The organism is Micromonospora globbae (assembly GCF_036184225.1).
In the GTDB taxonomy this organism is placed as follows: Bacteria; Actinomycetota; Actinomycetes; order Mycobacteriales; family Micromonosporaceae; genus Micromonospora; species Micromonospora globbae.
The window spans coordinates 3688626-3712050 of record NZ_CP108084.1 but is presented as its reverse complement, the minus strand read 5'-3'; the positions used below and the strand labels follow the sequence as shown (position 1 = coordinate 3712050).

The window sequence follows — 23425 nt, the reverse complement described above, 5'->3', positions numbered from 1 at the left end:
GCCGGCCACCGGCGCCGGCCCGCCGACCGGAGGGGACGACATGTTGCTACGAGTTCGGGTGACCCTGCCGGACCGCCCCGGCTCCCTCGGCCAGGTGGCCCGGACGCTGGGCGTCTCCGGCGCCGACATCGTCCAGGTCGTGGTGCTGGAACGCCTCGGCGGGCGGGCGGTCGACGACTTCACCGTCGTCTGGCCCGGCGCGGCCCGGGTCGAGCGGCTGCTGGCCGGCCTCGCGGCGATTCCCGGCGTACGGGTGGACGGGATGTGGCGGGCGATCGGCGCGCCCACCGCGACGGGGCAGGACGCCGAGCTGCTGGCGCAGGTCGCCGCGAACCCCGCGGACGGGCTGGCAACCCTCGTCGACGCGGTGCCCGGGCTGCTCGCCGCCGACTGGGCGGTGGCCGCCGTGGTGCCCGTGGACTGGGCGTCCCGGTCGGGCGGCGGCACGGCGGCGATCGGCCACGCCAGCTGGCGCGCCCCCGTGCCGCCGCGGCTGCCGGAGGTGACCCCGCTGCGCGCGCGGGCGATGACCGCCGCCGACGGCACCCATCACGCGGTCGCGCCCTTCGGTCGGGCCGGCCTGGTGCTGGTGGTGGCGCGCGAGCACGCCGACCCGCTCACCGCCGCCGGGTTCCACGCCACCGAGGTGGACCGGCTGGCGCAGCTGGTCCGGGCCAGCGCCGTCATCCTCGGTGACCGGCTGGACCTGGTCGGCCAACCCCCGGTGACCGCCTGATCCCGAGGCGGCGGCGGACGGTTCGGGCACCGCGCGGGTGTGACGCGGATCGCCGGCGGGTCGCGGAGCCGTCACCGCCGGGCAATCGGCCCGCAACAGCCGCCGCCGAGGGTGGTACCCGGGGAAGGGAGCCAACCATGACGTTGTGGCGGATCCGGGCCACCGTGGACGACCGGCCCGGCTACCTGTCGGTGCTCACGGCGAGCCTCGCCCTGCGCGGGGTCAACATCCTCGCCGTGCAGGTGCACACCACCGAGCGGGGCGCGGTGGACGACTTCCTCGTCGACGCGCCGGACGCGCTCGACGAGGCCGACCTGCTGGCCGCCGTCGAGCGGGGCCGCGGGCGGGACTGCTGGGTGGCGCGCAGCGAGGCGCGCGGGCTCGTCGACCAGCCCACCCGCGTGCTCGGGCTGGCCACCCGGCTCGTCCGCGACCCCGAGGCCACCGGTGCGGCGCTGCGGGCGCTCGTCGGCGCGGACGCCGTGACCTGGCGGCCGGAGGCCGCGGACACCGAGGTGGGGATCGCGGGCACCACGATGCGCCTCGCCGACCTGGGCGGGGGCGCGTTCACGCTGCGCCGGGCCGCACCCGAGTTCACGCCCGCCGAGTACGCGCGGGCCCAGGCGCTGGTCGAACTGGCCGCCGCCGTCGTACGCCGGGCCGCCGAGCAGGTCACGCTGGTGCTGCCCGACGGCGCCGAGCTGGCCGTACGGCCGGCGGTCGCCGACGACCTGCCGGCCGTGCTCGACCTGCACGAGGGCTGCTCCGCGCGCAGCCGGTACCGCCGCTACCTCGGTGGCGCGGCCGTGCCGGCGCCCGCCCGGTTGCGCCGGATGCTGGAGCCGGCCCGCGGGCTGACCCTGGTCGCGGCGACCGTCGACGCCGGCGGTGCCGCCGAGTCGGTGGTGGCCATGGCGAACCTGCTCGGCGAGGGGGACGAGGCCGAGGTGGCGCTGCTGGTACGCGACGACTGGCAGCGCCGCGGGCTCGGGGCGGCGTTGCTGCGCCGGCTGGTCCGGCACGCCGAGCAGGCCGGGTACGCCGCGCTCGTGCTGCATACCCAGGCGGAGAACGGCGCCCTGCTGCGCACCGTGCACCGCCTGGGCCGCCCGGTGCGCACCGACCCGGACGGCGCCCTGCTCACGCTCACCCTGCCGCTGACCGTCCCCGCCCGGACGCGGTGAAGGGGCCCCGGTAGGTGCGGGGGCCCGTGGAGCAGGGGCACGCCCGTCCCGGTGGGCTTCGGGCTCCCGCACCCACCGGGACGGCGTCACGGCCAACTGTCGGTCAGGTCGCCGGGTAGCGGCTGTAGTCGGGGAAGTTGCCGTACAGGCGCTCGTCGCCGCCCTGCGTGACGGCCTGCACGAGCAGTTCGCCGCCGACGAACGCGCCCTTCCACGAGGCGCCCCGCCCGCCGAACGGCTCCTCGCGGTCGCCGCGCGAGCGGGGCTTGTTGATGCCGACCTTGAACGCCTGGAGGTCCACCGCGAGCTTGCCGGCGAGTTCCTCGTCGTCGCAGGCCAGCGAGGCGACCAGCGCCCCGTTGGAGGCGTTCATCTGGGCCAGCAGCTCGTCGGTGGTGTCCACCACGACGATCGTGTCGACCGGCCCGAACGGCTCGGCGTGCATGAGCCGGGACCGGCCGGGCGGCGCCAGCAGCACGGCCGGCGCCACGTACGCGGAGGTGTCCTGTCCGGGCAGGAACGGCGCGCCGTCGAGCTTGCCCCGGTGCAGCGGCACGGCGCCGCCGCGGACCGCCTCGTCCACCTTGCGCCGCAGCTCGTCGGCCTTGGCGGGGCTGATGAGCGGCCCGAAGTCCAGGTCGGGCAGCGGGTCGCCGGCCGACCAGCCATCCTCGACGGCCAGCGGGTGTCCGAACCGGACGGAGCGGACCACGGGCAGGTACATGTCGAGGAACTGGTCGACCAGGTCGCGCTGCACCACGAACCGGGGGTACGCGGTGCAGCGCTGCTTGCCGTACTCGAAGCCCTTCTTCAGGTGCCCGGCGAGCAGATCCCACTGGGAGAAGTTCCAGATCCCCCAGGCGTTCAGCCCCTCCTGCTCGATGAAGTGCCGCTTGTCGGTGTCGAGCAGCGCGGCGGCCACCTTTCCGCCGTTGGAGCGCCCGCCGACGAAGGCGACCGCGCCGATCTCGGGCGCCCGGACGAGCACCTCGGACAGCTCCTCGCCGCCACCGGAGACGAGCGTGGCCGGCAGCCCGGCGCGGCGCATGAGCGCGTGCGCCACGGTGAGGCAGACCGCCCCGCCCTGGGACGGGGTCTTGGCGATCACCGCGTTGCCGGCGAGTAACTGCACCAGTTCGGCGTGCACCAGCACGCTCATCGGGTAGTTCCAGGAGGCGATGTTGCTGACCGGGCCCGGCAGCGGTTCCCGGCCGCCGGCGAGCATCCGGTCGATCTCACCGACGTACCAGCGGACGCCGTCGAGTGCCCGGTCCACGTCGGCGCAGGCCAGCCGCCACGGCTTGCCGATCTCCCACACGAGCAGGAGGGCGAGCAGGTCCCGGTGCGCGGTGAGGGCGTCCAGCGCCGCGACGACCCGTTCCTTCCGCTGGGCCAGAGGGGTGTCCGCCCAGTCGCGGTGCGCGGCGGCCGCGTACGCGACGGCCGCCCGGGCGTCCTCGGCGCCGAGCCGGGGGAGGTTGACGAGGACGGTGTTGTCCAGCGGGGTGCGTACCGGGGTGGGGGTGCCGACCGCCCGCCAGTCACCCTCGACGAGGTTGTGCAGGGTGGTCACGCCGTCGGCCGGGGCGCCGAACGCCTCCGGTGCGGCGGCCACGGCGCGGGCGAGGGTGTCCGACCAGGCGGTGCCCTCGGCGAGTCGTAGAGCCATCGCGTTCTCCTCTGGGTTGTCCGGGGGAGCGGCGGCGTCGATGGCACCGCTGGTGTCGCGTACTGTCGCGCGCCCCGCGACGGGCCGGCAACCGTACGCTCGTATACCAGGACGGGTGATCCGGCCCGGCGCGCGGCCGCGGTGTCGTGCGCGGTGCCGTCGACCTGCGGAAAGCGGAACAGCGAATCGATGTCTGTGGATGATGTGACGTGTCCCCCGGCTGTCGTCGGCCAGTTGCCCGTCGGTACGGACCGGCGTGCCCCGCGGATCAACCGCCGGCACGGTCACCCGCCGGCGGGCTCCCCGCGCAGGATGCGGGCCCGACCGCCACCTGCCGGAAACGGCGACCGGCCCCCGGAGACTCCTCCGGGGGCCGGTCGTCCGCTGCGGGGATCAGCTGGTGAAGGTGACCTTGTCGCGGCGGCGGCGCAGCGTCATCAGCGCGACGCCACCACCGATGAGGACGACGCCGGTGAGCGCGATGCTGGTCGCGGCCACACCGGTCAGCGGCAGGCTGCCCTCGTCGTCGCTCCCGCCGACACCCGTGCCCGGCGAGGCGCTCGCCGACGGGGTGCCCGAGTCACCCGGGGTCGGCGACTCCCCGCCCGGGGTGGAGGGCGTCGGGGTCGGCGACTCCCCGCCCGGGGTCGACGGCGTCGGGGTCGGCGACTCCCCACCAGGGGTGGACGGCGTCGGAGTCGGCGACTCCCCGCCCGGCGTCGACGGGCTCGGCGACGGCGACTCCCCGACGGCGGTGCCGGGGCAGGTGTGGCTCAGGTTGAACTTGGCGGCCGTGCCGCTGATCACCGCGCTGCCGTCCACGAGGGTCCAGCCGGCCGGCGTGAAGAGGTACGCGTGGATGACCCGGAGGTTCTTGCCGCCGGTCGAGTAGAAGGCGTCCGGGTAGGGGTCGGAAGCGTCCGGGATCTTCACCTCGACGTCGGTGGTGCCGTTGTCGAAGGTCAGGGTGAGGCTCTCGAAGCTCCCGGCCTCCTTGCCGCCGGGCAGTACGAAGTGCCAGCCGTCCTGGTTGTCCGCCCGGGTGGCGAACCGCTCGTCGCCGCACTCCTGGGTGCCGAAGCCGGCCGCGGTCGAACCCCGGTGCGCGGGGTTGAGCGGGGTGGTGCTCGGGGTGGCCCAGGCCGGGGTGGCAAGAGCAAGGCAGGCCGTGGCGGCGGCCGCGGTGAGGCCCGCGCGCGCCACCTGCCGACGATGTGGCATGAATGTTCCTCCGAGATCGGTAGAGGGGACGACGCATGATCTCATGAACGGGATCGGCGCGTGGCATCGGTCAATCGGTCTGAGCTGCGGTGATGCGACGAGAAGAGATCAAATCCGATGCGATTTCGCGGCGTGTCGGTGTAACACGTACGGGCGAACGGACGCTGCGGTGCCTCGGCGTCGTGAATGGACGGTCCTCGCACCAACGCGCGACCGCGCGGCGTCACGGACGGGCCGCCCGCCGGCACCCGCCCACCGTTCGCGTACGCGCTGTCAGCCGACCAGTTCGTCGGCGAGCAGATCCATGAGGAGACCGTCGTGCCAGCGCCCGTCCTCGCCGCGCTCGTAGCGGCGCAGCACCCCGACCGGCCGGAAGCCCACCTTCGCGTAGCTGCGGATCGCCTGGCTGTTCCCGGCCGCCGGGTCGATGGTGAACCGGTGGTGCCCGTGGGCGTCGATCAGGTGCCGGATCACCGTCCGGATCGCGTCCGGGCCGAGCCCGCGACCGTGCGTCTCCGGGTCCAGGAAGACGTCCAGGCTGGCGTGGCGGTAGTCCGGGTCCTCCTCGGCGTACCACTGGATGGCGCCGGCCACCCGGCCGTCGTGTTCGATCGCGTACACGGTCGTCGTCTCGTCGGCGAGGTCGGCCCGGACCGCGGGGGCCAGGTCGTCGCCGCCGCGCCACCAGCGGCGCACCTCCGGAGTGGCGCGGATCGCCGCGAGCCGCGGCACGTCGGCCGCGGTGGCCGGCCGGAGCACGACCGACCGTCCTGTGAGGATGCTCACGCCCGCCACCGCCCGGTGCCGTGCCACTGGAGGACCCGCGTGTCCGTGTGGTCCTTCCGGATCGTCACGGAGGCGTCGTAGCGCAGCCGGTGCGCCTCGCCCGCGACGACCTCCACCCGGCGCCCGGCGGCCGCCGGCTCGCGGACGTCCACCTGGTGCGGCCCGGCCGGCAGGGGATAGCACCAGGTCGACCAGCTCGCGCGCACCGGCTGACCGTCGACCGTCAGCACGGGCGGCGGAACCCAGATGTCCCAGTTCGGCCGGTCGCGCAGCAGCATGCCCGACCGGTACAGCTCGACCTTGCTGGTGAAGTGGAACGTCACCACCAGCACACCGTGCCCGGGCGGGGGCGGCGGCGCGTCGGCGTCGCCGAGGAAGTGGGCCTCCGTCGTCACCGGCGCCTCCGGCGGAACCAGAACAGCAGGAACAGGCCACCGGCGGCGAGCCCGACCACCGGGGCCAGCATCAGCGCGAGCGGCGGGACGTCCCCGGCGAGGATGAACGGCACGACCGTGCCGTAGCAGCAGAGCAGCACGATGCCGACGGTGAACGCCAGCGCCGCGGCCAGCGGCATGCGCCCGCGGGGACGCTGCGGGCCGGTGCCGAGCGAGCCGGAGGCCACCGCGTCGTACGAGGCGGCGTACTCGACGGGCACGACCTGTCCCTCCCCGACGGTGACCATCATGCTGCGCTGCGGCTCGACGTACTGCACCTCGACGAGGCGCTCGCCGGCCGGCACCACGATCAGCGCCCGGCCGAAGCCGTAGGTGGCGGGACGGCCGTCGACGCCCACCATCGGGGCCAGCGTGTGGCGCCGCGCCTCGGGCGGGCACCAGACGTGCACCGCGATGCCGCCGTGCCCGGGCGGCAGCGCCGGCGGCGGCCCCTCCGGGTCGTACGCCTCGACGGGGTACGCGGTCTCCGGGTGGGCCATCGGCCCGGCCGGCTCACCTGTCGGGGCCAAGGTACCGGTCCATCTGCTCGTCGGAGAGTTCGTTCTCGTCGCTGCTGTAGTCGACGATCCGCTTGCCCTCGTTGCTGGCCGTGGTGACCGCCTTGTCCAGCGGCCCCATCCACGTCCGCCAGTCCGTCACCGACGCGCGCAGGGCGCTCGGCGCGCCCTGCCAGCCCGAGACGAACCGGCCGTTGGGGCCGCGCATCTGGAACGACGCCTGCACCCGCCGCATGATGCGCGGGTGCATCCGGGTCAGTACCGTGCGCAGCCGCTGGAGCACGGAGACGACCCGGTTGATGAAGCTCACGGCGCGGCTCGTCACGATCGCGCCCTGGGCCGTGGTGGCCGCGCCCGCGGCGGCGGTCGACGCCCCCATGGTCGGGGCGGCGGCGGCCAGCGCGGCCGTCCAGGTGAAGACCAGCCACTCGACGAACGTGGCGATCAGCCCGATCACGAAGCCCTGGGCGATCTCCATGAGCAGCTTGGCCATGTTGAGGATCATGACGAGTTGCTTGACGTCGTTGCCGATCCCGGCGACGCCCTGGGCGAACTCGTCCAGCCGGGCACGGGCCGCGTCTGCGGCGACCCCCTTCCACCCGATCAGCCCCTCCTGGGCGGCCTGGCGGATCTCCTCGGCGAGGGGTTCCAGCGCGTTGCCGACCCGCTCCCACTTGGCGATCTCGCCTTCCATCCGCTCCGGGTTCCCGGTGACCAGGCCGAGCAGGTCCTCCAGCGGCTGCACCACGTCGATGAGGAACGTGAGTCCGGCGGAGATGAGGAAGTTGAGCGGGTCGGCGGCGTACACCAGCACGTTGACGCCCAGGTCGCCGATGCTGCCCGCGATGTTGAACAGCTCCGACCAGTCGCCGTCGCCGCTGGCCCACTTGGCCCCGGCCGAGACGGCCTGCGGCACGCCGGACAGGCCGGGCACGTCCTTGACCGGGTCGAAGCGGAGCAGGTCGAAGCCGCCGACGTCGACCGAGCCGGCGCCGCCGTAGCCGTCCCAGGTGGTCTCGGCGCCGAACGGCCCGAACGACCCCTCCTGGCGGGTGACGTCGTTGGTGACGTCGCTGTCCTTGAGATCGCGCTCGGTCACGCCGCCGCCTCCCTCCGGTCGGCGCCGTCATGAGGCTCCACCGCGCTGTGCCCGATGACTCGCTCGCTGCGCTCGCTCATGCCCCACCCTCGAGCTTCACGCCGATGCGGCGCAGGTGCGCGTCGATGCGCTCGTCGGTCTCCCGGTAGGCCTGGGCCGTGCAGTCCAGCGCGTCCACCCGGTCCCGCAGCGCCTCGCCCATCATGCCGAGGTGCTTGTGGATGTCGTCGGCGTACGACCAGTAGAGCGCGGCGAACGGGGCGCCGAGCGCGCCCCAGATGTACCACTCCGGGTTGGCGTCCTCGGCCAGGTCGGCGATGGCCGCGGCGCGCTGCTGGATCTCCGCCAGCCGCGTGCGGCAGCTCATGATCGCGTCCACGTCGGCTTCGAAACCGGTCATGCCCGTCCCTCCTCGTCCGCGCCCTCGGCCGGCAGGTGGGGCGTCACGAGGGCCATCACGTCCAGCCGCGGGCCGACCGCCTGCTGCACCCGCTCGGCCATCCGGCGGGACGCCTCGGCGGTGGCCCGGTGCACCGTGGCGAGCACCAGCGCGGCCAGGCCGGCCGGTTCGCCCCGCAGCAGGGAGCCGTGCAGCTCGACCCGCTCCAGCGCGCCGCCGGCACGCACCACGGCGGTGACCCCGCCGTCGGGGGAGTGGGCGGTCGCCGTCAGCACTTCCAGCTCCTCCCACGCTGCCGCGTACGCGTCGAGCTGCCGGTCCGCCTCGGCGCTGAGCCGCCGGGCGCCGGCGGCCAGCTCGTCACCGGGCACGCCGGCCGCGCCGCCACCCGTGCCCGCGGCGCCGGTGCCCGTCGGGCCCGCGGCCGCGCCGGTCGTGTCGCCCGAGCGCGGCGCGGGCGGTGCGGGCAGGGCCCCGGTGAGCAGCCCGGGCAGGTCGGGGCGGTCGGGGGCCAGCTCGCGGGCGCGCGCCGCCAGCTCCTGGGTGGCCCGGTCGACCGCCGTACGCACCGTGGAGACGATCAGCGCACCCAGCGACCGCCCGTCGTGCTGCCGGATCCGGCGGGTCAACGTGAGGTCCACGACGGCGTTGCCGGGACCGACCGTCACCACCACGGCGCCGTCGGGTGACTCCACCGTCACCCGGGTGGCCCCGATGGCCGCGCCGAACTCCGTCGCCGCGGCCAGCACCCGCCGCTGCCGCGCGGCCGTGGTCGCGCCGTCCGCCATGTCCCCCCACCTGTTCCGGGCCACCGTGCCGGTCCGGAACGGGAACGTACCATCCACGACCGCGACGGTGGGGCCCGTGAGGGTGAGGGCGCCTCAGCCCCGGATCTCGCCGTGCGCGACGCAGACCGCCGACCAGCCGACCGGCAGCACCTGCACCTTCATCCGGCGGCGGCAGTGCCCGCAGTACCGGGGCGGCTCCAGCGTGCGCGCCCGCGCGCACGTCTCGTGCGGGCCGTCCACCGTGGCCTCGCCGCAGCGGTCGCACCAGACCGGCGCGGCACCGTCCGGCCGCGTCACGGCGTCCGTCACCGTCGACCCCCTCACAGCGTCGCGGAGAGCGCCTTGACCGGCATCTTCAGGTCCTCCAGCAGCGCCAGGTCCTCCGTGGCCGGGCGGCCGAGGGTGGTCAGGTAGTTGCCGACGATCACCGCGTTGATGCCGCCCAGCAGACCGTCGCGGGTGCCGAGGTCGCCGAGGGTGATCTCGCGGCCGCCCGCGTACCGGAGGATGGTCCGCGGCATGGCCAGCCGGAACGCGGCGATGGCCCGCAGCGCGTCCTTCCCCTCCACCACCGGACGGTCACCCAGCGGCGTGCCGGGCCGCGGGTTCAGGAAGTTCAGCGGCACCTCGTGCGGGTCCAGCTCGGCGAGCTGCGCCGCGAACTCCGCGCGCTGCTCGACGCTCTCGCCCAGGCCCAGGATGCCGCCGCAGCAGACCTCCATGCCCGAGTCCCGCACCATCCGCAGCGTCTCCCAGCGCTCCTCCCACGTGTGCGTGGTCACCACGTGGGGGAAGTAGGAGCGGCAGGTCTCCAGGTTGTGGTTGTAGCGGTGCACACCCATGTCGACCAGCTCGTCGACCTGCTCCTGCGTGAGCATGCCGAGCGAGGCGGCGACCTGGATGTCGACCTCCGCCTTGATGGCGGCCACACCCTCGCGCATCTGCTTCATCAGCCGGGCGTCCGGCCCGCGTACGGCCGCCACGATGCAGAACTCCGTCGCCCCCGTCGCCGCGGTCTGCTTCGCCGCCTCGACCAGCGACGGGATGTCCAGCCAGACCGAGCGGACCGGCGAGGTGAACAGCCCGGACTGCGAGCAGAAGTGGCAGTCCTCCGGGCAGCCGCCCGTCTTGAGCGAGACGATCCCCTCGACCTCGACCTCCGGGCCGCACCAGCGCATCCGCACCTCGTGGGCGAGCTGGAGTGCGGCGGGCAGGTGCTCGTCGGGGAGGTTCAACACGGCGAGGACGCCGGCCTGGTCGAGGCCGACGCCGTCACCCAGGACCTGGGTGCGGGCCTGGTCGAGGATCTCTGGCATGGCTCGTACCCTACAAGGCCCCCCACCGGGCAGGTACGGCTGCGCCGGGGGCGTGAGCGTGGTCGCGGCGCCCCCGAGTGGATCCGCCGGCCGGGATCCGGGGGGTGGTAACTTCGCCCGGCGGAGGCGGCCGGAAACGGCCGGTGGAAGCGGCGACGAGGGGGCACGGTGGCGGACTGGCTGGCGGCGCTCCACCGCCGCGCCGAGCTGCGGGCGAAGGCCGGGCTGACCCGGCGGCTGCACCCGCGCTCCGCCGGGGAGGCGGTCACCGACCTCGCCGGCAACGACTACCTCGGCCTGGCCACCCACCCCGAGGTCACCGCGGCCGCCGCGCGGGCCCTGTCGGCGTACGGCCTGGGGGCGACCGGCTCCCGCCTCGTGCGCGGCTCCACCGACGCGCACCACGCGCTCGAGGACGCGCTGGCCGACTGGCTCGGCGCGGACCGCGCCCTGGTCTTCTCCTCCGGCTACCTGGCCAACCTCGGGGCGCTGCGCGCGCTCGTCCAACCGCGGACGCTGCTGGTCTCCGACGCGCACAACCACGCCTCGCTCATCGACGGCTGCCGGATCTCCGGCGCGGAGACCGTGGTCACCCCGCACACCGACGTCGCCGCGGTGGCGGCCGCCCTCGCGGCGGCTCCGGGCCGACCGGCCGTGGTGGTCACCGAGTCGGTCTTCTCGGTCGACGGTGACCTCGCCCCGCTGGCCGAGCTGCACGCCGTCGCCCGCCGGCACGGCGCGCTGCTGCTGGTCGACGACGCGCACGGGCTCGGCGTCACCGGGCCGGCCGGCGCCGGCGCCGTCGCCGCCGCGGGCCTGGCGGGCCAGCCGGACGTGGTGGTGACCGCCACCCTCTCCAAGGCGCTCGGCGGCGCGGGCGGACTGGTGGCCGGGCCGGCCGAGTTCGTCCGGCACCTCGTCGAGACCGGACGCACGTTCATCTTCGACACGGCGCTGCCGCCCGCCGTCGCGGCCGGCGTGCGCGCCGCGGTCGCCCTGGCCCGGGCCGCCGACCCGCTCCGCGCCGAGCTGGCCGACCGGGCCGCGCTCGCCGTACGCCGGCTGCGCGGCGCCGGTCTCACCGTCTCCGACCCGGACGCGGCGGTGATCTCGGTGACCGCTCCGGGCCCCGAGGCGGCGACGGCGTGGGCCGCGGACTGCCGCGACCGGGCGGTCGCCGTGGGCTGCTTCCGCCCGCCGTCCACACCCGACACCCGCTCGCGGCTGCGGCTGACCCTCAACGCGGGTGTGCCGCGGGAGGACTTCGTGCGGGCGCTGGAGGTCATCGTGGAGTGTGCACCGTGAGCGCGAGGAGTGAGCCGGTTTTGCGAGCCCCGCAGTCGCGAACGAAGGTGACACCGTGAGTGGTACGACCACGCCGTGGCGGGGACCGGTCGTGGTGACCGGCACGGACACCGAGGTGGGCAAGACGGTCGTGACCGCGGCGATCACCGCGGCGGCGCAGGCCGCGGGGCTGCGGGTGGCGGTCCTGAAGCCCGGCCAGACCGGTACGGCGACCGGCGAGCCCGGCGACGTGGACGCCGTGCAGCGGCTGGCCGCCCCGCTCACCGGGCGGACCCTGGCCAGCTACCCCGACCCGCTCGCCCCGCTCACGGCCGCGCGGGTGGCCGAGCTGGAGCCGCTGGAGCTCTACACCGCGGTCGACGCGGTACGTGAGGAGGCGGACAAGCACGACCTGGTGCTGGTGGAGGGGGCCGGCGGGCTGCTCGTGCCGATGGGGCTGCGCCCGTCGGGGGAGCCGTGGACGGTGGCCGACCTGGCCGTCTCGCTCGGCGCGCCGGCCGTGGTGGTCGCCCGGGCCGGGCTGGGCACCCTCAACCACACCGCGCTGACCCTGGAGGCGCTGGACCGCCGTGCCGTGCCCGCCGGGGTGGTCATCGGCGCCTGGCCGGCCGCGCCGGAGCTGGTGCACTGGACCAACCTCAGCGACCTGGTGCCGAAGCTGCTCGGCGCCCTGCCGGCCGGCGCCGGCGCCATGGATCCGGGCGTGTTCCGGCGGTCGGCGCCGGGCTGGCTCACCCCGGCGCTGCACGGGGTGCTCGACGACTGGCGCGCCTGGGCCGAGGAGATCGGCTGAAGACCTGACTTTCGTCGGTGCCCGCCCGCGCCGTCGGTGGGTAGCCTGGCCGCCGTGACCAGGGGGGACGGGGTGCGTACGCTGCGGCGCGCGCTGGCGGAGCGGCCGTGGTTGCCGCGCGACCTGCTGCTCTGGGCGGTGGTGGCCGCCCCGGTCGGGTACGCGGGCGTCACGCCGCCCCAGCGGCCGTACGGCTTGGCCGTGCTGGCCGTCGCGTTGCTGATGCTCGCGACGGCCGTGGGGGTGAGCCGGCGATGGCCGCTGGCCGCGCTGGTGATCACGGTGCTCGGCTCGCTGATCGACGGCAACTTCGTGTTCGCCATCCCGGTCTTCAGTTACCTCGTGGGGCGGCGGAGCGCCGACGCCCGCCCGGCCGCGGCGGCGTTCGCCCTGATCGCGGCGGGTGGCACCCTGCTCAACCTGGGGCTGCTCGGCACCGGAACGACCACCTGGTTCCTGCTCGCCGCGGTGCTCCTGGTGGCCGGTGTCTTCCCGTGGCTGGTGGGCCGGTACCGGCGGCAGCAGCAGGAGCTGGCCGACGCGGGCCGCCGCTACTCCGACGCACTGGTCCGGGAGGAGCGCGGCGTGGCCGAGCGGGTGCGGCTGCGGGAGCGGGCCCGGATCGCGCAGGAGATGCACGACTCCCTGGGGCACGACCTGAGCCTGATCGCGCTGCGCGCCGCCGCCCTGGAGGTGGCCGCCGACGCCGATCCCCGGCACCGGGCCGCCGCGGGGGAACTGCGGGCGAGCGTGGCCGCCGCCACCGAGCGGCTGCACGAGATCATCGGGCTGCTCCGCGAGGAGGGCGCGGGCACGCGGCCGGCCGACGAGAGCGTCGCGGATCTGGTCGACGGGGCGCGGGAGGCGGGCATGGCGGTACGGCTCGAGGCGTCCGTCGACGCGGGCGAGCTGCCGGCGCTGGTCGGCCACGCCGCGCACCGGGTGGTGCGCGAGGCGCTGACGAACGCCGCCCGGTACGCGCCGGGCGCCACCGTCGACGTGCGCCTCGACCGGGTGGGCGACCGGGTGGAGGTGGCGGTGGTCAACGCGCCGCCGCCGGCCGGCCCGCTGCCCGGGCCGCCCTCGCACGGCAGCGGGCTGGTGGCGCTCGCCGAGCGGGTACGCCTCGCCGGCGGTTCCCTGGACGCCGGCCCCCGGGCCGAGGGTGGCTTCGCCGTACGGGCCTCGCTCCCGGCGACCGCCTCCGCCCCCGCCGGACGTCCGGTGCCCGACGACGGGCCGCGCCGGCACGACGACGTGCCGGTCCCGACCGAGCGACCCGCGGACGCCGAGCGGCGGCTGCGCGACGCGCGCCGTCGGGTGCGGCGGAGCCTGCTCGTGGCGTTCGGTGCCCCGGTCGCGCTGGCGCTGGCCCTGTCGCTCGTCTACTACCCGCTGGCGACGGCCGGCACGGTGCTCGACGAGGAGACCTTCGACAGCCTCCCGGTGGGCGCGAGCCGCGCCGACCTGTCGGGGCTGCCCCGGCGGCAGCTGGACCGGCCGGTGTGGGTCGACCGGGACGGGTGCGAGTACTACACCGACGGAAACTTCCCCCTGGCCGCGCCGACCTGGCGGCTCTGCTTCGCCGAGGAGCGCCTGATCAGCAAGGAGCGGATGCCGTGACGACGGACGACGGCGCGCCGGCGCCGGTGCGGGTCGTGCTCGCCGACGACGAGGCGATGATCCGGGCCGGGGTGCGGGCGATCCTCGCCACCGACCCGGGTATCGAGGTGGTGGCCGAGGCGGGCGACGGCCGGGCGGCCGTGGAGCTCGTCCGGGCGCACCGGCCGTCGGTCGCCCTGCTGGACATCCGGATGCCGAAGCTCGACGGGTTGAGCGCCGCCGCCGAGATCCGCCGGCTGGTGCCGCAGACCGCCACGGTCATGCTCACGACGTTCGGCGAGGACGACCACGTGGCACGGGCGCTCGGGCACGGGGCGAGCGGTTTCCTGCTCAAGTCCGGGGATCCGCGCGAGCTGATCGCCGGTGTCCACGCGGTCGCCGACGGCGGGGCGTACCTGTCGCCCCGGGTGGCCCGCCGCGTCATCGAGCTGGGCGGCGGGCGGCTGGCCCGGCGTCCGGCGGCCCGGGACCGTACGGCGGGGCTCACCGACCGAGAGCGGGAGGTGCTCGCGCTGGTCGGGGCGGGCCTGTCCAACGCCGAGATCGCCCGCCGGCTGCACCTGGTCGAGGGCACCGTGAAGACGTATCTGACGAGCATCTTCACCCGCCTGGAGGTCCGCAACCGGGTGCAGGCGGCGATCATCGCGTACGAGGCGGGGCTCGTCGAGGAGTAGCGGGCTCCCCGGGCTCGGGGGCCGGGGTGCGCCCCTCGACGGTCCGCTCGGGCCGCTGCGCCGGTTCCCCGGGCTTGGGGCCCGGGGAACCGGCGCGGTGCTCAGGCGTCGCGGCGGCGCAGGGCGGCCCGTCCGAGTGCCAGCGCGGCGACCGCCCAGCCGGCGAGCAGCAGCAGCCCCACGACCGACGGGTAGGGTTCGCCGTCCCCGGCCAGGAAGTGGGCGCCCGCCACCCCGGGGAAGGCGTCCGCGATCCGGGTGAGCACGGTGATGCCCGGTTCCTGCAGCGACAGCGGCACGATCATGAGGGCGGCCACGAGCACCACGAGCGTGAGCACGGCGCTGCGCAGCGCGGCCCCCAGCCCGAGGGCCAGCACGCCGACCAGCGCCAGGTAGGCGGCGAACGCCACCACGTCCCGGACGGTGCCGGCCGCCGGGACGGTGCCCCACTCGCCGAGCACCGGCCGGGCCACGAGCGCGCCGACGCCGCCGAGCAGCAGGCCGAGTGGGAACGTCACGCCCGCCGTCACCACGGCCTTCGCCAGCAGTACGCGGCCGCGCGACGGGGTGCACTGCAACGTCGTACGGATGGTGCGGCTCGTGAACTCGCTGGTGATCGCGAGCAGCCCGAGGGCCAGCACGGCGTACTGGGCCAGCTCCACCGAGGCGGTGACGATGCTGCCCACGGTGACGATCCCCGCGTCGTCGGCCGGGTCGTCGTTGGTGTTGGCGTTGGCCGCGTAGATCGCGAGCTGCCCGGCGGTGGCGGCGGTCACCAGCACCGCGGCCAGCAGCGTCCACCAGGTGCCGCGTACCGACCAGAGCTTGGTCCACTCGGCGGCGACGGCGCCGCCGAAGCCGGCCGGCCGACGGGCGTGGTGCGGGGTGGTCACCGGTCGTCACCTCCGGGTGCGCCGGCGTACTCGACGCTGCCGGCGGTCAGCTCCATGAACGCGCGTTCCAGCGACGCGCCCTGCGGGCTCAGCTCGTGCAGGCGCACCCCCAGCTCGTACGCCAGGTCGCCGACCCGGTCGACGGTGACGCCGTTGACGGTCAGCTCGTCGGGACCGGCCGCCTCCACGGTGGCGCCGGTCGCGGCGAGCCGGTCGGCGAGCGCGGCCAGTCCGTCCGGATGCGGGCTGCGGACCCGCACGGCGCGGGTGCTGTCCGCGACCACGTCGCCGATCGGCGCGTCGGCGAGCAGCCGCCCGCGGCCGATGACCACGAGTTGATCGGCGGTGAGCTGCATCTCGCTCATGAGGTGGCTGGACACGAAGACGGTCCGTCCCTGCCGGGCGAGGGAGCGCATGAGCTGCCGGACCCAGCGCACCCCGTCCGGGTCGAGACCGTTGACCGGCTCGTCGAACATCAGCACCGGCGGGTCACCGAGCAGCGCCCCGGCGATGCCGAGCCGCTGGCCCATGCCGAGGGACAGGGTGCGTCCCGGCTTGGCGGCGGCCCGGTCGTCCAGTCCGACGGTGGCGAGCACCTCGTCGACCCGGCGGGCCGGGATGCCGTTGCTGCGGGCCATCGCGAGCAGGTGGGCGCGCCCGGACCGGGCGGGGTGGATCGCCGTGGCGTCGAGCAGCGCCCCCACCTCGTACAGCGGATGCCGCAACCGCCGGTACGGCCGGCCGTCGATGAGGGCCTCGCCGGCGGTGGGCCGGTCGAGGCCGAGGATCATGCGCATGGTGGTGGACTTGCCGGCGCCGTTGGGGCCGAGGAAGCCGGTGACCCGGCCGGGTGCGATGTCGACGGTCAGGGCGTCGACGGCGGTCGTCGCCCCGAACCGTTTCGTCAGGCCACGTAATGTGATCATGCACCGACGCTAGGCCCACGCAGCCCCGTCCCACCGTGCCCGAACGACACCCCCCACCCCCCACTTTCGTCACCCCCGCGCCCCGCGCCCCGCGCCCGCGCCCCCACCCCCGCCCCCCGCCCCCGCGATCTTGCAGTTTGTGCCCCTGGAATGTCCTGTGTGCCCCTGTTTGTCGGGGCGGAAAGTGCAAGATCGCGGGGGGACGGGCGGGGGGGCGGGGCGCGGGGGAGGGGCGGGCGGGGTTAGCGGCGGATCACGAACGCGTCGGGCATCCGGAACGTCAGGTTGTCGGGGCACCAGGGCGCGCGCACGACGCTCACCCCGTCGAGGAGCGGCGCGGCTTCCGCGACCACCACGCCCGCCTCCATCCGGGCCAGCACGTCACCGACGCAGCGGTGCGGACCCGCGCCGAAGGCCAGGTGCCGGCGGGAGCCGCGCTGACCGGGACGGAACTCGTCCGGCGACGCCACGGCCTCCGGGTCCCGCCCGGCCCGGGCCAGCCAGAGCACGATGCTCGTGCCCGCCGGCACGGGCGTACCGCCCAGGGTGGTGTCCACCGCCGCCACCCGCCGCCACGTGACGATCGGCGGTTCCAGGCGCAGACCCTCCTCCACGACGTCCGCGACCGCGATCTCGCCGGTGCGCAACCCCGCCCGTACGGTGGGCTCGCCGGCCAGCCGGTGCAGCAGCAGGGTGAGGAACTGCGAGGTGGTTTCCTGGCCGGCGACCAGCAGGAAGAACAGTGCACCCACCACCACGTCGGCCGGGTGCCCGGCGGCGCGCAGCCGGGCCGCCAGGCCGCCGCCGGTGGCCGCGAACTCGCGCAGCACCCGGTGGAAGCGTCCCACCTCGTCGGCCAGCGCGAGCTGCCGGTCGGTGTCCAGCGGCGCCCAGAACAGCTCCAGGGCCGCCCGGGCGAACGCCTTCACGGCTCCGACCCGCGCGTCCGGCAGCTCGACCATCCGGGCCAGGACGAGCAGCGGCAGGTCGGCGGCGAGTTCCGCGTACAGGTCGACCGCCGCGCCCGCGTCGAGGGACGCGGCCAGCCGCGCGACCCGCCCGCGGACCAGCGCGGTCAGCCAGGGCCGTTGGGCGGCGACCCGGGTGGGGTGCAGCGCCTCGGCGACGATCGCGCGGATCTCGGGGTGGCTCGCGCCGGAGTTGTTCGCGAGCGTCGGCGGCAGCCGGAACCGGTGGCCGGCGAGCAGCCGCAGCGCGGTCACCGGCATCGGGGTCACCGCGTCGAGCGCGTTGTCGGGCCGGTAGGTGACCGGGTCGGTGAGCACCTGGCGAACCAGCGCGTGCCGGGTGACCACCAGGTGCTCCACGCCGACGTGGTCCGCCACCCGGGCCACGTCGGGCCAACCGGTGTCGGCGACCTGCGCCCAGCTGCGGAACAGCACGCCGACACGCTAGCCGGCAGCCTTCGGCAGCCCCGGTCGCAGCCGCCACACCGTGGTGCGCTTCACGCGGACGCTCTCCAGCGCCGGTGGCACCGGCACGTCGTACGCGGCCAGCTCCTCGAAGCGGTCGCGGGGCAAGAACGCCCGTCCGGGGTCGCCCACCAGCACGGTCGCCCCGGCCCGGGCGGCGCGGAGCAGGAACCGGAGCATCCGCCGGGCCATCGCCTCGCTGTAGAAGACGTCCCCGGCGAGCACGACCTCGGCGCCGCCCGCGTCGCCGTCGAGGATGTCGCCGAACTCGGCGTCGACGCGTACGCCGTTGGCCTCGGCGTTGAGCGCCACGGCCGCGACCGCCAGCTCGTCGACCTCGACGGCGCGGACGGAGGCCGCGCCGGCCCGCGCGGCCGCGATGGCGACCAGCCCGGAACCGGAGGCGAGGTCGAGTACGCGGCGGCCGGCCACCAGCTCGGGGTGGTCGGTCACGTACCGGGCGAGCGCCTGCCCGCCCGCCCAGGCGAAGGCCCAGAACGGCGGCGGCCGGTCGCTGCGGAACTCGCCCTCGGTGAACTCCCACAGCCCGATGGGCTCGTCGGCCTGGTGCAGCCGCACCTCGGGGACGAACGCCACCGGGGCGAGTCGCGCGTGCAGCCGGACGAAGGCGGTGGTGAGCTCGGACACCCGCCGATTCTCCCCCGCCCGTCGGGCCGACGTTCCGCGGGTGGCGTGACCGGTTCACCACGGTCGGTGAAAAGGCCGGTCCCGCTTGTCGACCGGTGCGAACACACCCCTCTGTCCCGTCGGCGCCGCCGCTCCTAGCGTTCCGGGGAGAGACGAGGAGGGTGCGGTGATGATCGTCTGGCGGTACGCGCTGCGGTTCGGCGTGGTGCTCGCGGGCCTGGCCGGGACGCTGCTGGCCGTGGCCGCGCCGGCGCAGGCCGCCTTCACCACCCAGCTCGGCGGCCTACCGGAACGGTTCACGGCCGGCGGCGAGGTCCGCACCGTCTCCGCCGTGGTGTCGCGCACCGGCGCACCGGGCGGGTGCGTGAAGGTCCGCTGGTCGCTGGTGCTCCGGGTGGAGGGCCTGCGGCTGGACCAGGTGCGCCTCGACCGGGTCGAGGAGACGGGTTCGTTCCCCGTCGAGGTCCGCACGGAGGGGGACGTGGCACGGCTGACCGACCGGCAGCTCGACCCGGGCACGCTCTGTCCGGACCGGACGGTCACCGCCCGCTACCGGCTCGCCTTCGCCGGGGACGTCACGCGGGGGAGGATCACCCTCGCCGCCGAGGCGTACGACGCGCGGCTGCGGCTGCTCGCGCGGCAGACGGCGACCCGGACGGTGGTCGGGGCGGGCGCCGCGGCGACGCCGGCCGCGCCGGACCCGGACGTGAGCACGCCGGCGCCCGCCGGCACCCCGCCCGAACCCTCCGCGACCGCCTCGGATCCCGGCGAACCGGCGGCGGGGCCGGTCGACGAGGAGACACCCGGGCCGGTGGAGGAGCCGGCAGCCGCGGCGCCGGCCGCCGGGGCGGGCCGGCCGGTGTCGACCTCCGGGGGCTTCGGGGCGGTGCAGGCCGCCTTCCTGCTCGGTGGGCTCCTGCTGTCGCTCGGGCTCGGACTGCTGCTGCGGATGCGGCGGCTCCTGCGCGCCGACCGGGCCGACGAGTACGCGCCGCCGCCGGAGGATCGGCTGTGGGGGCCGGTCGGCGGGTCGTCCGGGCGGCGCGCGGTCCGCTGGTAGCGGCGGCCGGCGGCCCGGGACGGTGTGGCCGCCGCTGGTAGCGGCCGGCCGGCCGGCCGGCCTCGACGGTGTGGCCGGGGCCGGTGCCGACGCGGCACCGGCCCCGGCACCGGTCACTTCGCGAACGCCTGGAACTCGGCGATGCGGACCTGGTCGCGCGCCGGGCTCGCGGTCGCGCAGTCGGTCGTGGTCGCCGGGTCGGCGTCCTGCTCACCGGCGTACGCCGGACCGCCCGTGCACTGGCTGTGCAGGACCTCCAGCCGCAGGTGCGTGGCGAGCGTGGGGTGCACCCGGAACGACCGGAGGTTGATGTCCCGCGTGTACGCCCGGTACGCCCCGCCCGGGAAGGCGTCGCTGCGGCTCGTGTAGATGCGGCGGAAGTTGGCGGGGTCGGTGCAGTCGGCCTTCTTCGCGTTGCACGCCAGCACGGCGAACGACCGCAGCGCGCTCAGCGCGTTCTGCGAGCCCGCGTCGGCGTCACCGCTGATCGCCGGGCGCAGCATGGCGCTGACGTTGACCCGCTTCACCAGGTGCGGCCGGTCACCGGGCAGCGCCACGGTGACCTGCTTGCCGCTCACCCCGTCCAGCGAGGCCCAGTTGGTGGCCTCGGTGTCGTCGGCGATCCGGTCGAGGTTGACCCCGTCGCCGCTGACCGTCGCGCCCGACGCCGTCGAGGCGAGGTTGCGGCTGAGCTTCAGGTCGAGGTGGTTGCTGCGACCGGCCTTCGCGGTCACCCGCAGCCGCTCGTGCCCGAAGCCGGGCGCCACGGCGAGCAGGTCGTACGTCCCGGCCACCAGCTCCACGGTGTCCGGCAGCGGCGTGGCCGGGTCGGTGTCGGCGACCGGAACGGCCCGCGCCTCGTACGCCCCGACGTAGACCCGGATCGGCGCGTCGGCGCTCTCCCCGCGTGGCCGCAGCTTCAGCGTGGCGTTGCCGCCCCGCGGCGAGGCGAAGCTCGGCGTCGGGTCCGTGTCCCCGGCACCGTTGGTGACGGCGTCGCGGCCCATGCCCGAGCGGGCGAACTCGGCCCAGATCAGGTCCTGGTTCGCCCCGCCGAAGCGGAGCAGGTCGGCGGTGAGCATGTTGTCCCGCATGTCGAGCATGCTCACCTGGCTGGCCGCCTGGAGCAGGAACGAGTCGAACACGAGCTGCGACCAGCGCCGGTTGCCCGGGCACCGGTCCGCGGGCACCTTGCCCTGGGCGCACGCCAGTTGCAGCTTCGGGGTGCCGAGGCCGTACCGCTTCACCATGGCCGAGCGGACGCGGAAGTTCGTGGCGCTCCAGATCTCGCCGTCGGCGTGCACGGCCGGGCCGCCGGTGTTGTAGCCGATGTCGGAGTAGTTGAGCGGGCTGCGGCTGAAGTCGTAGTTGCGGATGCCGCTGACCAGGTTGCCCGTCACGTAGCCGCCGGTGATGAACGGCGTCTCGCCGGGGGCGCGCAGGTTGTGCTGGAAGAGGTACTCGGCGGCGAGCAGGTCGCTCCACGACTCACCCATCGAGCCGCCCTGGTGGCCGCTGATCCCGCTGTTCGGGCCGGCGATCATCCGGTTGCTGATGGCGTGGGTGTACTCGTGGCCGATGACGGTCATGTCGTAGTCGCCGTCGACGCACGGCGGGTACGGGCCGCCGGCCTGCGGCTGCCACAGGTACATGTTGGTCGTCGGTGGCAGGCCGTCGCGCGGAGTGCCCTGGTTGGCGTTGTTCCGGTTGCCGCTCAGCGCCCCCTGCTGGGCGCGGCCCTGCTCGGCGTCGCCGCCCAGGCCGTCGGGGGTCAGGTTGACCGCCTGCAGGTTCCACGTCGCCTCGGTGAACCCGAGGTGGTACGCCCAGTCGTGCATCCGGTTGTGCATGGCGAAGAGGTTGGCGATGGCCGCGTCCGCGTCGTTGCGCTGGGCGGAGAGGAACACCTCCGGGTTGCACCTCGCCTGGTGCCACTGGTCGGTGAACGGGTACTCGTACCGCCGGTCCGGGCTGGTCGTGGCCGGCACGGCCGGGCTTCCGGCGCCCCACGAGACCACGGTGTTGGCGGAGTTGCCGCGGGAGGTGAGGGTCGGCGTGCCGGTGGCCGCGTCGACGTCCCACGCGTTGCCGGTGGCCGGGTCGTGGAAGGACGCCGTGCAGCCCGGCGCCGGGTCGCCGCACCAGCGGACGCGGGGGTCCTGCCCGGGGCGCAGGTTCCGCGGCGGGGTGGCGGGGAACACGGCCCAGGTCGGGTTGTCCGAGTCGAAGTCCACGAGGTCCTCGCGGACCAGCACGTCGCCGGTGATCCCGTCGACGTACGTGGTGAAGGCCGCCGGGTGGTCGGTGTCCGACCCGATGAGCGTCACCTCGTACGCGCTGCGCGGCCCGTCCAGCGGGGTCGGCACGGCCACCGGGCGCACGTCGTGGCTGGCGACGGCCGAGGCGTCCAGCCCGGCGTCGGCGAGCGCCGCGGCGTACGCCTGCTCGGCCGTGAGGGTGGCCGGCGCGGGCGCCGCGGAGTCGCGGGACAGCGACGAGCTGACCGAGAGGACCTTGCCCCCGGCGACGGCGAGGGTGACGAGGCCGTCGTACCCGGCCGGGAGGTCACCGAAGCGCTGCCGCAGGGTGACCACGCTTCCGCTGCCGATCGGGCGGACCAGCACCCGCTCCAGGCCGGCGACCGCCTCGGCGTCGAGGCCGAAGAGATCGCGGTTGTCGGCGAGGTAGGCGCGGGCGGCGGCCTCGGGGTCGGCGGGCAGTCCGGTGGCGAGCGGGGCGTCGCCGGGCCCGAGGGCGTGCGGGGTGCCCAGCTTGTTCCACCGCACGTCCGGGTCGGCCTTGCGGGCGAGCCCGCGCTGGCGGGCGTCCGGCGCGGCGCTGCCGGCGCGGTTGTCGACGTCGGCGTGCTGGTGACCCTCGGCGAACGGTCCGGAGCGGCGCTCCGCGGACGCGCCGACCGACGGCGCGGCGGTGCCGGTACCGGCGGGCAGCAACGCGGCGACCACCGCGGTCGCCGCCAGGACGGGGATGAGCCGGCCGCGTCGCCGGCTCATCCGGGGTGACCACTGGGAATGTGGCACGGGACCTCCTCGTGGGAGTGGGCTGGCCGGCTTCCCGCCGGCCGCGCAGCGCGCGAACGCATGCGCATCTGTGGATATCAGCAGCCGTCCCGGCCGACAAGGTCGCCTCCGCGTGTCGGTCCTTTCCGCCGCGGCGGGTCACGCGTACGGGGGTGTGGGCGCCCGGCCGTCGCCTCTCCGCGGGTGCGCGGGTGTGCTCGTCTGCCCCTTCGGGCGGGGGCGTCCCGGCCGGCGGCGGTGCCTGGTGGCGTCGGCGCGACCGGGGAGCGGGGCAGGGTCAGCCGGCGGGCGTCCAGCGTGGATCGCGGCCGAAGGCGGCGATGAGCCGGTCCTGCTCGCCGGCGTCGGCCGGCAGCGGGACGCCGGCGCGGGTCAGGCGCGCGCGCCGGTACGCCTCGGCGTGCCCGGCGAACCAGCGCGCGCACGCACGGACGGCGTCGGCGTCGAGCCCGGGTGCGTCGCCGATGGCCACCGCCAGGTCCCACCCGTGGACCAGGTGTTCGGCGACGAGCTGCTGCACGTACTCGGCAGCCGGGGCGTCCCCGGAGGACAGGTGCACGGTGCGCGCCAACGTGCCGGGACGGGACGCCGCGATCTCGGCCTGCGACGCGGCCTCCCGGGCGGACGCGATCGGGTCGGCGCCGAGCTGGTCGCCGTCGAACCGGTCGCCGACCTCGGCCACCGTGCGCCCGGCGAGCAGGGGGACGCTCCACCGTGCCTCGCCCACCACGTGGCCGACGAGGGTGCGGACGTCCCAGCCGGGGCACGGGGTCGGCGCGGACCACTGGCCGGAGCCGACCTGCTCGACCCGGTCGACGAACTCGGCCAGGCTGCGGCGGTAGATCTCCAGCAGGTCCATGCCGCGATTGTCCCGGTGC

23 protein-coding genes are annotated in these 23425 nt (G+C 75.7%); 7 read left to right on the top strand and 16 right to left on the bottom strand.

Annotation, left to right across the window (positions count from 1 at the left end):
- Positions 1-40 precede the first annotated feature (40 nt).
- Positions 41-736, top strand: coding sequence for an ACT domain-containing protein (locus OG994_RS16435; protein WP_120329544.1), 696 nt, complete (start codon positions 41-43; stop codon positions 734-736).
- A gap of 137 nt (positions 737-873) precedes the next feature.
- Complete coding sequence (locus OG994_RS16430) at positions 874-1920, top strand: GNAT family N-acetyltransferase (RefSeq protein ID WP_328850231.1); 1047 nt, start codon at positions 874-876, stop codon at positions 1918-1920.
- A gap of 103 nt (positions 1921-2023) precedes the next feature.
- Here the strand turns inward: OG994_RS16430 and OG994_RS16425 are convergent, their stop codons facing one another.
- The 10 genes from OG994_RS16425 to bioB all read right to left on the bottom strand — a co-directional run bounded on the left by OG994_RS16425 (position 2024) and on the right by bioB (position 10151).
- Entirely contained in the window at positions 2024-3589 is a 1566-nt protein-coding gene (locus tag OG994_RS16425; RefSeq protein WP_328850230.1) for an aldehyde dehydrogenase family protein, read from the bottom strand.
- A 393-nt stretch (positions 3590-3982) separates the two neighbouring features.
- Entirely contained in the window at positions 3983-4810 is an 828-nt protein-coding gene (locus tag OG994_RS16420) for an LPXTG cell wall anchor domain-containing protein (protein WP_328850229.1), read from the bottom strand.
- A gap of 273 nt (positions 4811-5083) precedes the next feature.
- Entirely contained in the window at positions 5084-5590 is a 507-nt protein-coding gene (locus OG994_RS16415) for a GNAT family N-acetyltransferase (RefSeq protein WP_328853732.1), read from the bottom strand.
- 2 nt (positions 5591-5592) lie between these two features.
- The gene (locus OG994_RS16410) at positions 5593-5991 is read right to left on the bottom strand and encodes a hypothetical protein (protein WP_328850228.1); all 399 of its coding nucleotides are present in this window, start codon (positions 5989-5991) and stop codon (positions 5593-5595) included.
- Complete coding sequence (locus OG994_RS16405) at positions 5988-6560, bottom strand: hypothetical protein (protein WP_328850227.1); 573 nt, start codon at positions 6558-6560, stop codon at positions 5988-5990. The genes OG994_RS16410 and OG994_RS16405 overlap by 4 nt, the downstream gene beginning before the upstream one ends.
- Positions 6544-7647 (bottom strand): hypothetical protein, encoded by a 1104-nt coding sequence (locus OG994_RS16400; RefSeq protein ID WP_328850226.1) that lies wholly within the window; start codon positions 7645-7647, stop codon positions 6544-6546. Before OG994_RS16400 ends, OG994_RS16405 begins: the two co-directional genes overlap by 17 nt.
- Before the next feature lie 76 nt (positions 7648-7723).
- Positions 7724-8047 (bottom strand): hypothetical protein, encoded by a 324-nt coding sequence (locus tag OG994_RS16395; RefSeq protein ID WP_120329408.1) that lies wholly within the window; start codon positions 8045-8047, stop codon positions 7724-7726.
- A complete protein-coding gene (locus OG994_RS16390) occupies positions 8044-8892 on the bottom strand; it encodes a YbaB/EbfC family nucleoid-associated protein (RefSeq protein WP_328850225.1) in 849 nt (282 codons plus the stop codon). The genes OG994_RS16395 and OG994_RS16390 overlap by 4 nt, the downstream gene beginning before the upstream one ends.
- Before the next feature lie 36 nt (positions 8893-8928).
- Positions 8929-9144 (bottom strand): biotin synthase auxiliary protein BsaP, encoded by a 216-nt coding sequence (bsaP, locus tag OG994_RS16385; protein ID WP_396843362.1) that lies wholly within the window; start codon positions 9142-9144, stop codon positions 8929-8931.
- 11 nt (positions 9145-9155) lie between these two features.
- Entirely contained in the window at positions 9156-10151 is a 996-nt protein-coding gene (gene bioB / locus OG994_RS16380; RefSeq protein WP_120329411.1) for a biotin synthase BioB, read from the bottom strand.
- 168 nt (positions 10152-10319) lie between these two features.
- Here bioB and OG994_RS16375 point away from each other — a divergent pair, with 168 nt between their 5' ends.
- From OG994_RS16375 to OG994_RS16360, 4 genes are read left to right on the top strand one after another with little or no spacing between them, the layout of a single operon-like run.
- A complete protein-coding gene (locus OG994_RS16375; protein WP_328850223.1) occupies positions 10320-11456 on the top strand; it encodes an 8-amino-7-oxononanoate synthase in 1137 nt (378 codons plus the stop codon).
- Positions 11457-11511: 55 nt separating this feature from the next.
- Positions 11512-12249: a dethiobiotin synthase gene (bioD, locus tag OG994_RS16370; protein WP_120329413.1), complete on the top strand. Its 738-nt coding sequence runs from the start codon at positions 11512-11514 to the stop codon at positions 12247-12249.
- 54 nt (positions 12250-12303) lie between these two features.
- On the top strand, positions 12304-13872 hold the full coding sequence (locus OG994_RS16365; RefSeq protein ID WP_240032996.1) for a sensor histidine kinase: 1569 nt from the start codon (positions 12304-12306) through the stop codon (positions 13870-13872).
- Positions 13869-14546 carry a response regulator gene (locus OG994_RS16360; RefSeq protein ID WP_275670843.1) on the top strand — a complete coding sequence of 226 codons (678 nt, stop codon included), beginning with the start codon at positions 13869-13871 and terminating at the stop codon, positions 14544-14546. The genes OG994_RS16365 and OG994_RS16360 overlap by 4 nt, the downstream gene beginning before the upstream one ends.
- Before the next feature lie 101 nt (positions 14547-14647).
- On the opposite strand, the gene OG994_RS16355 is transcribed toward OG994_RS16360, so the two are convergent.
- From OG994_RS16355 to OG994_RS16340, 4 genes are all read right to left on the bottom strand, one after another.
- Positions 14648-15439: an ABC transporter permease gene (locus OG994_RS16355; protein ID WP_240032997.1), complete on the bottom strand. Its 792-nt coding sequence runs from the start codon at positions 15437-15439 to the stop codon at positions 14648-14650.
- A complete protein-coding gene (locus OG994_RS16350) occupies positions 15436-16365 on the bottom strand; it encodes an ATP-binding cassette domain-containing protein (protein WP_328850222.1) in 930 nt (309 codons plus the stop codon). The genes OG994_RS16355 and OG994_RS16350 overlap by 4 nt, the downstream gene beginning before the upstream one ends.
- 242 nt (positions 16366-16607) lie before the next feature.
- Positions 16608-17768, bottom strand: coding sequence for a cytochrome P450 (locus OG994_RS16345; RefSeq protein ID WP_328850221.1), 1161 nt, complete (start codon positions 17766-17768; stop codon positions 16608-16610).
- Positions 17769-17777: 9 nt separating this feature from the next.
- Positions 17778-18446 (bottom strand): class I SAM-dependent methyltransferase, encoded by a 669-nt coding sequence (locus tag OG994_RS16340; protein WP_328850219.1) that lies wholly within the window; start codon positions 18444-18446, stop codon positions 17778-17780.
- Positions 18447-18615: 169 nt separating this feature from the next.
- Between OG994_RS16340 and OG994_RS16335 the strand changes: the two genes are divergently transcribed.
- A complete protein-coding gene (locus OG994_RS16335) occupies positions 18616-19506 on the top strand; it encodes a hypothetical protein (RefSeq protein ID WP_328853731.1) in 891 nt (296 codons plus the stop codon).
- Positions 19507-19619: 113 nt separating this feature from the next.
- On the opposite strand, the gene OG994_RS16330 is transcribed toward OG994_RS16335, so the two are convergent.
- Positions 19620-22547 carry a M36 family metallopeptidase gene (locus OG994_RS16330; protein ID WP_328850218.1) on the bottom strand — a complete coding sequence of 976 codons (2928 nt, stop codon included), beginning with the start codon at positions 22545-22547 and terminating at the stop codon, positions 19620-19622.
- Positions 22548-22824: 277 nt separating this feature from the next.
- Complete coding sequence (locus OG994_RS16325; protein ID WP_328850217.1) at positions 22825-23406, bottom strand: TIGR03086 family metal-binding protein; 582 nt, start codon at positions 23404-23406, stop codon at positions 22825-22827.
- Between the last annotated feature and the right edge of the window lie 19 nt (positions 23407-23425).

Coding starts and splice junctions, on each gene's coding strand:
- OG994_RS16435 (WP_120329544.1), top strand. CDS start 41: ATGTTGCTACGAGTTCGGGTGACCCTGCCGGACCGCCCCGGCTCCCTC.
- OG994_RS16430 (WP_328850231.1), top strand. CDS start 874: ATGACGTTGTGGCGGATCCGGGCCACCGTGGACGACCGGCCCGGCTAC.
- OG994_RS16425 (WP_328850230.1), bottom strand. CDS start 3,589: ATGGCTCTACGACTCGCCGAGGGCACCGCCTGGTCGGACACCCTCGCC.
- OG994_RS16420 (WP_328850229.1), bottom strand. CDS start 4,810: ATGCCACATCGTCGGCAGGTGGCGCGCGCGGGCCTCACCGCGGCCGCC.
- OG994_RS16395 (WP_120329408.1), bottom strand. CDS start 8,047: ATGACCGGTTTCGAAGCCGACGTGGACGCGATCATGAGCTGCCGCACG.
- bioB (WP_120329411.1), bottom strand. CDS start 10,151: ATGCCAGAGATCCTCGACCAGGCCCGCACCCAGGTCCTGGGTGACGGC.
- OG994_RS16350 (WP_328850222.1), bottom strand. CDS start 16,365: ATGATCACATTACGTGGCCTGACGAAACGGTTCGGGGCGACGACCGCC.
- OG994_RS16335 (WP_328853731.1), top strand. CDS start 18,616: ATGATCGTCTGGCGGTACGCGCTGCGGTTCGGCGTGGTGCTCGCGGGC.
- OG994_RS16325 (WP_328850217.1), bottom strand. CDS start 23,406: ATGGACCTGCTGGAGATCTACCGCCGCAGCCTGGCCGAGTTCGTCGAC.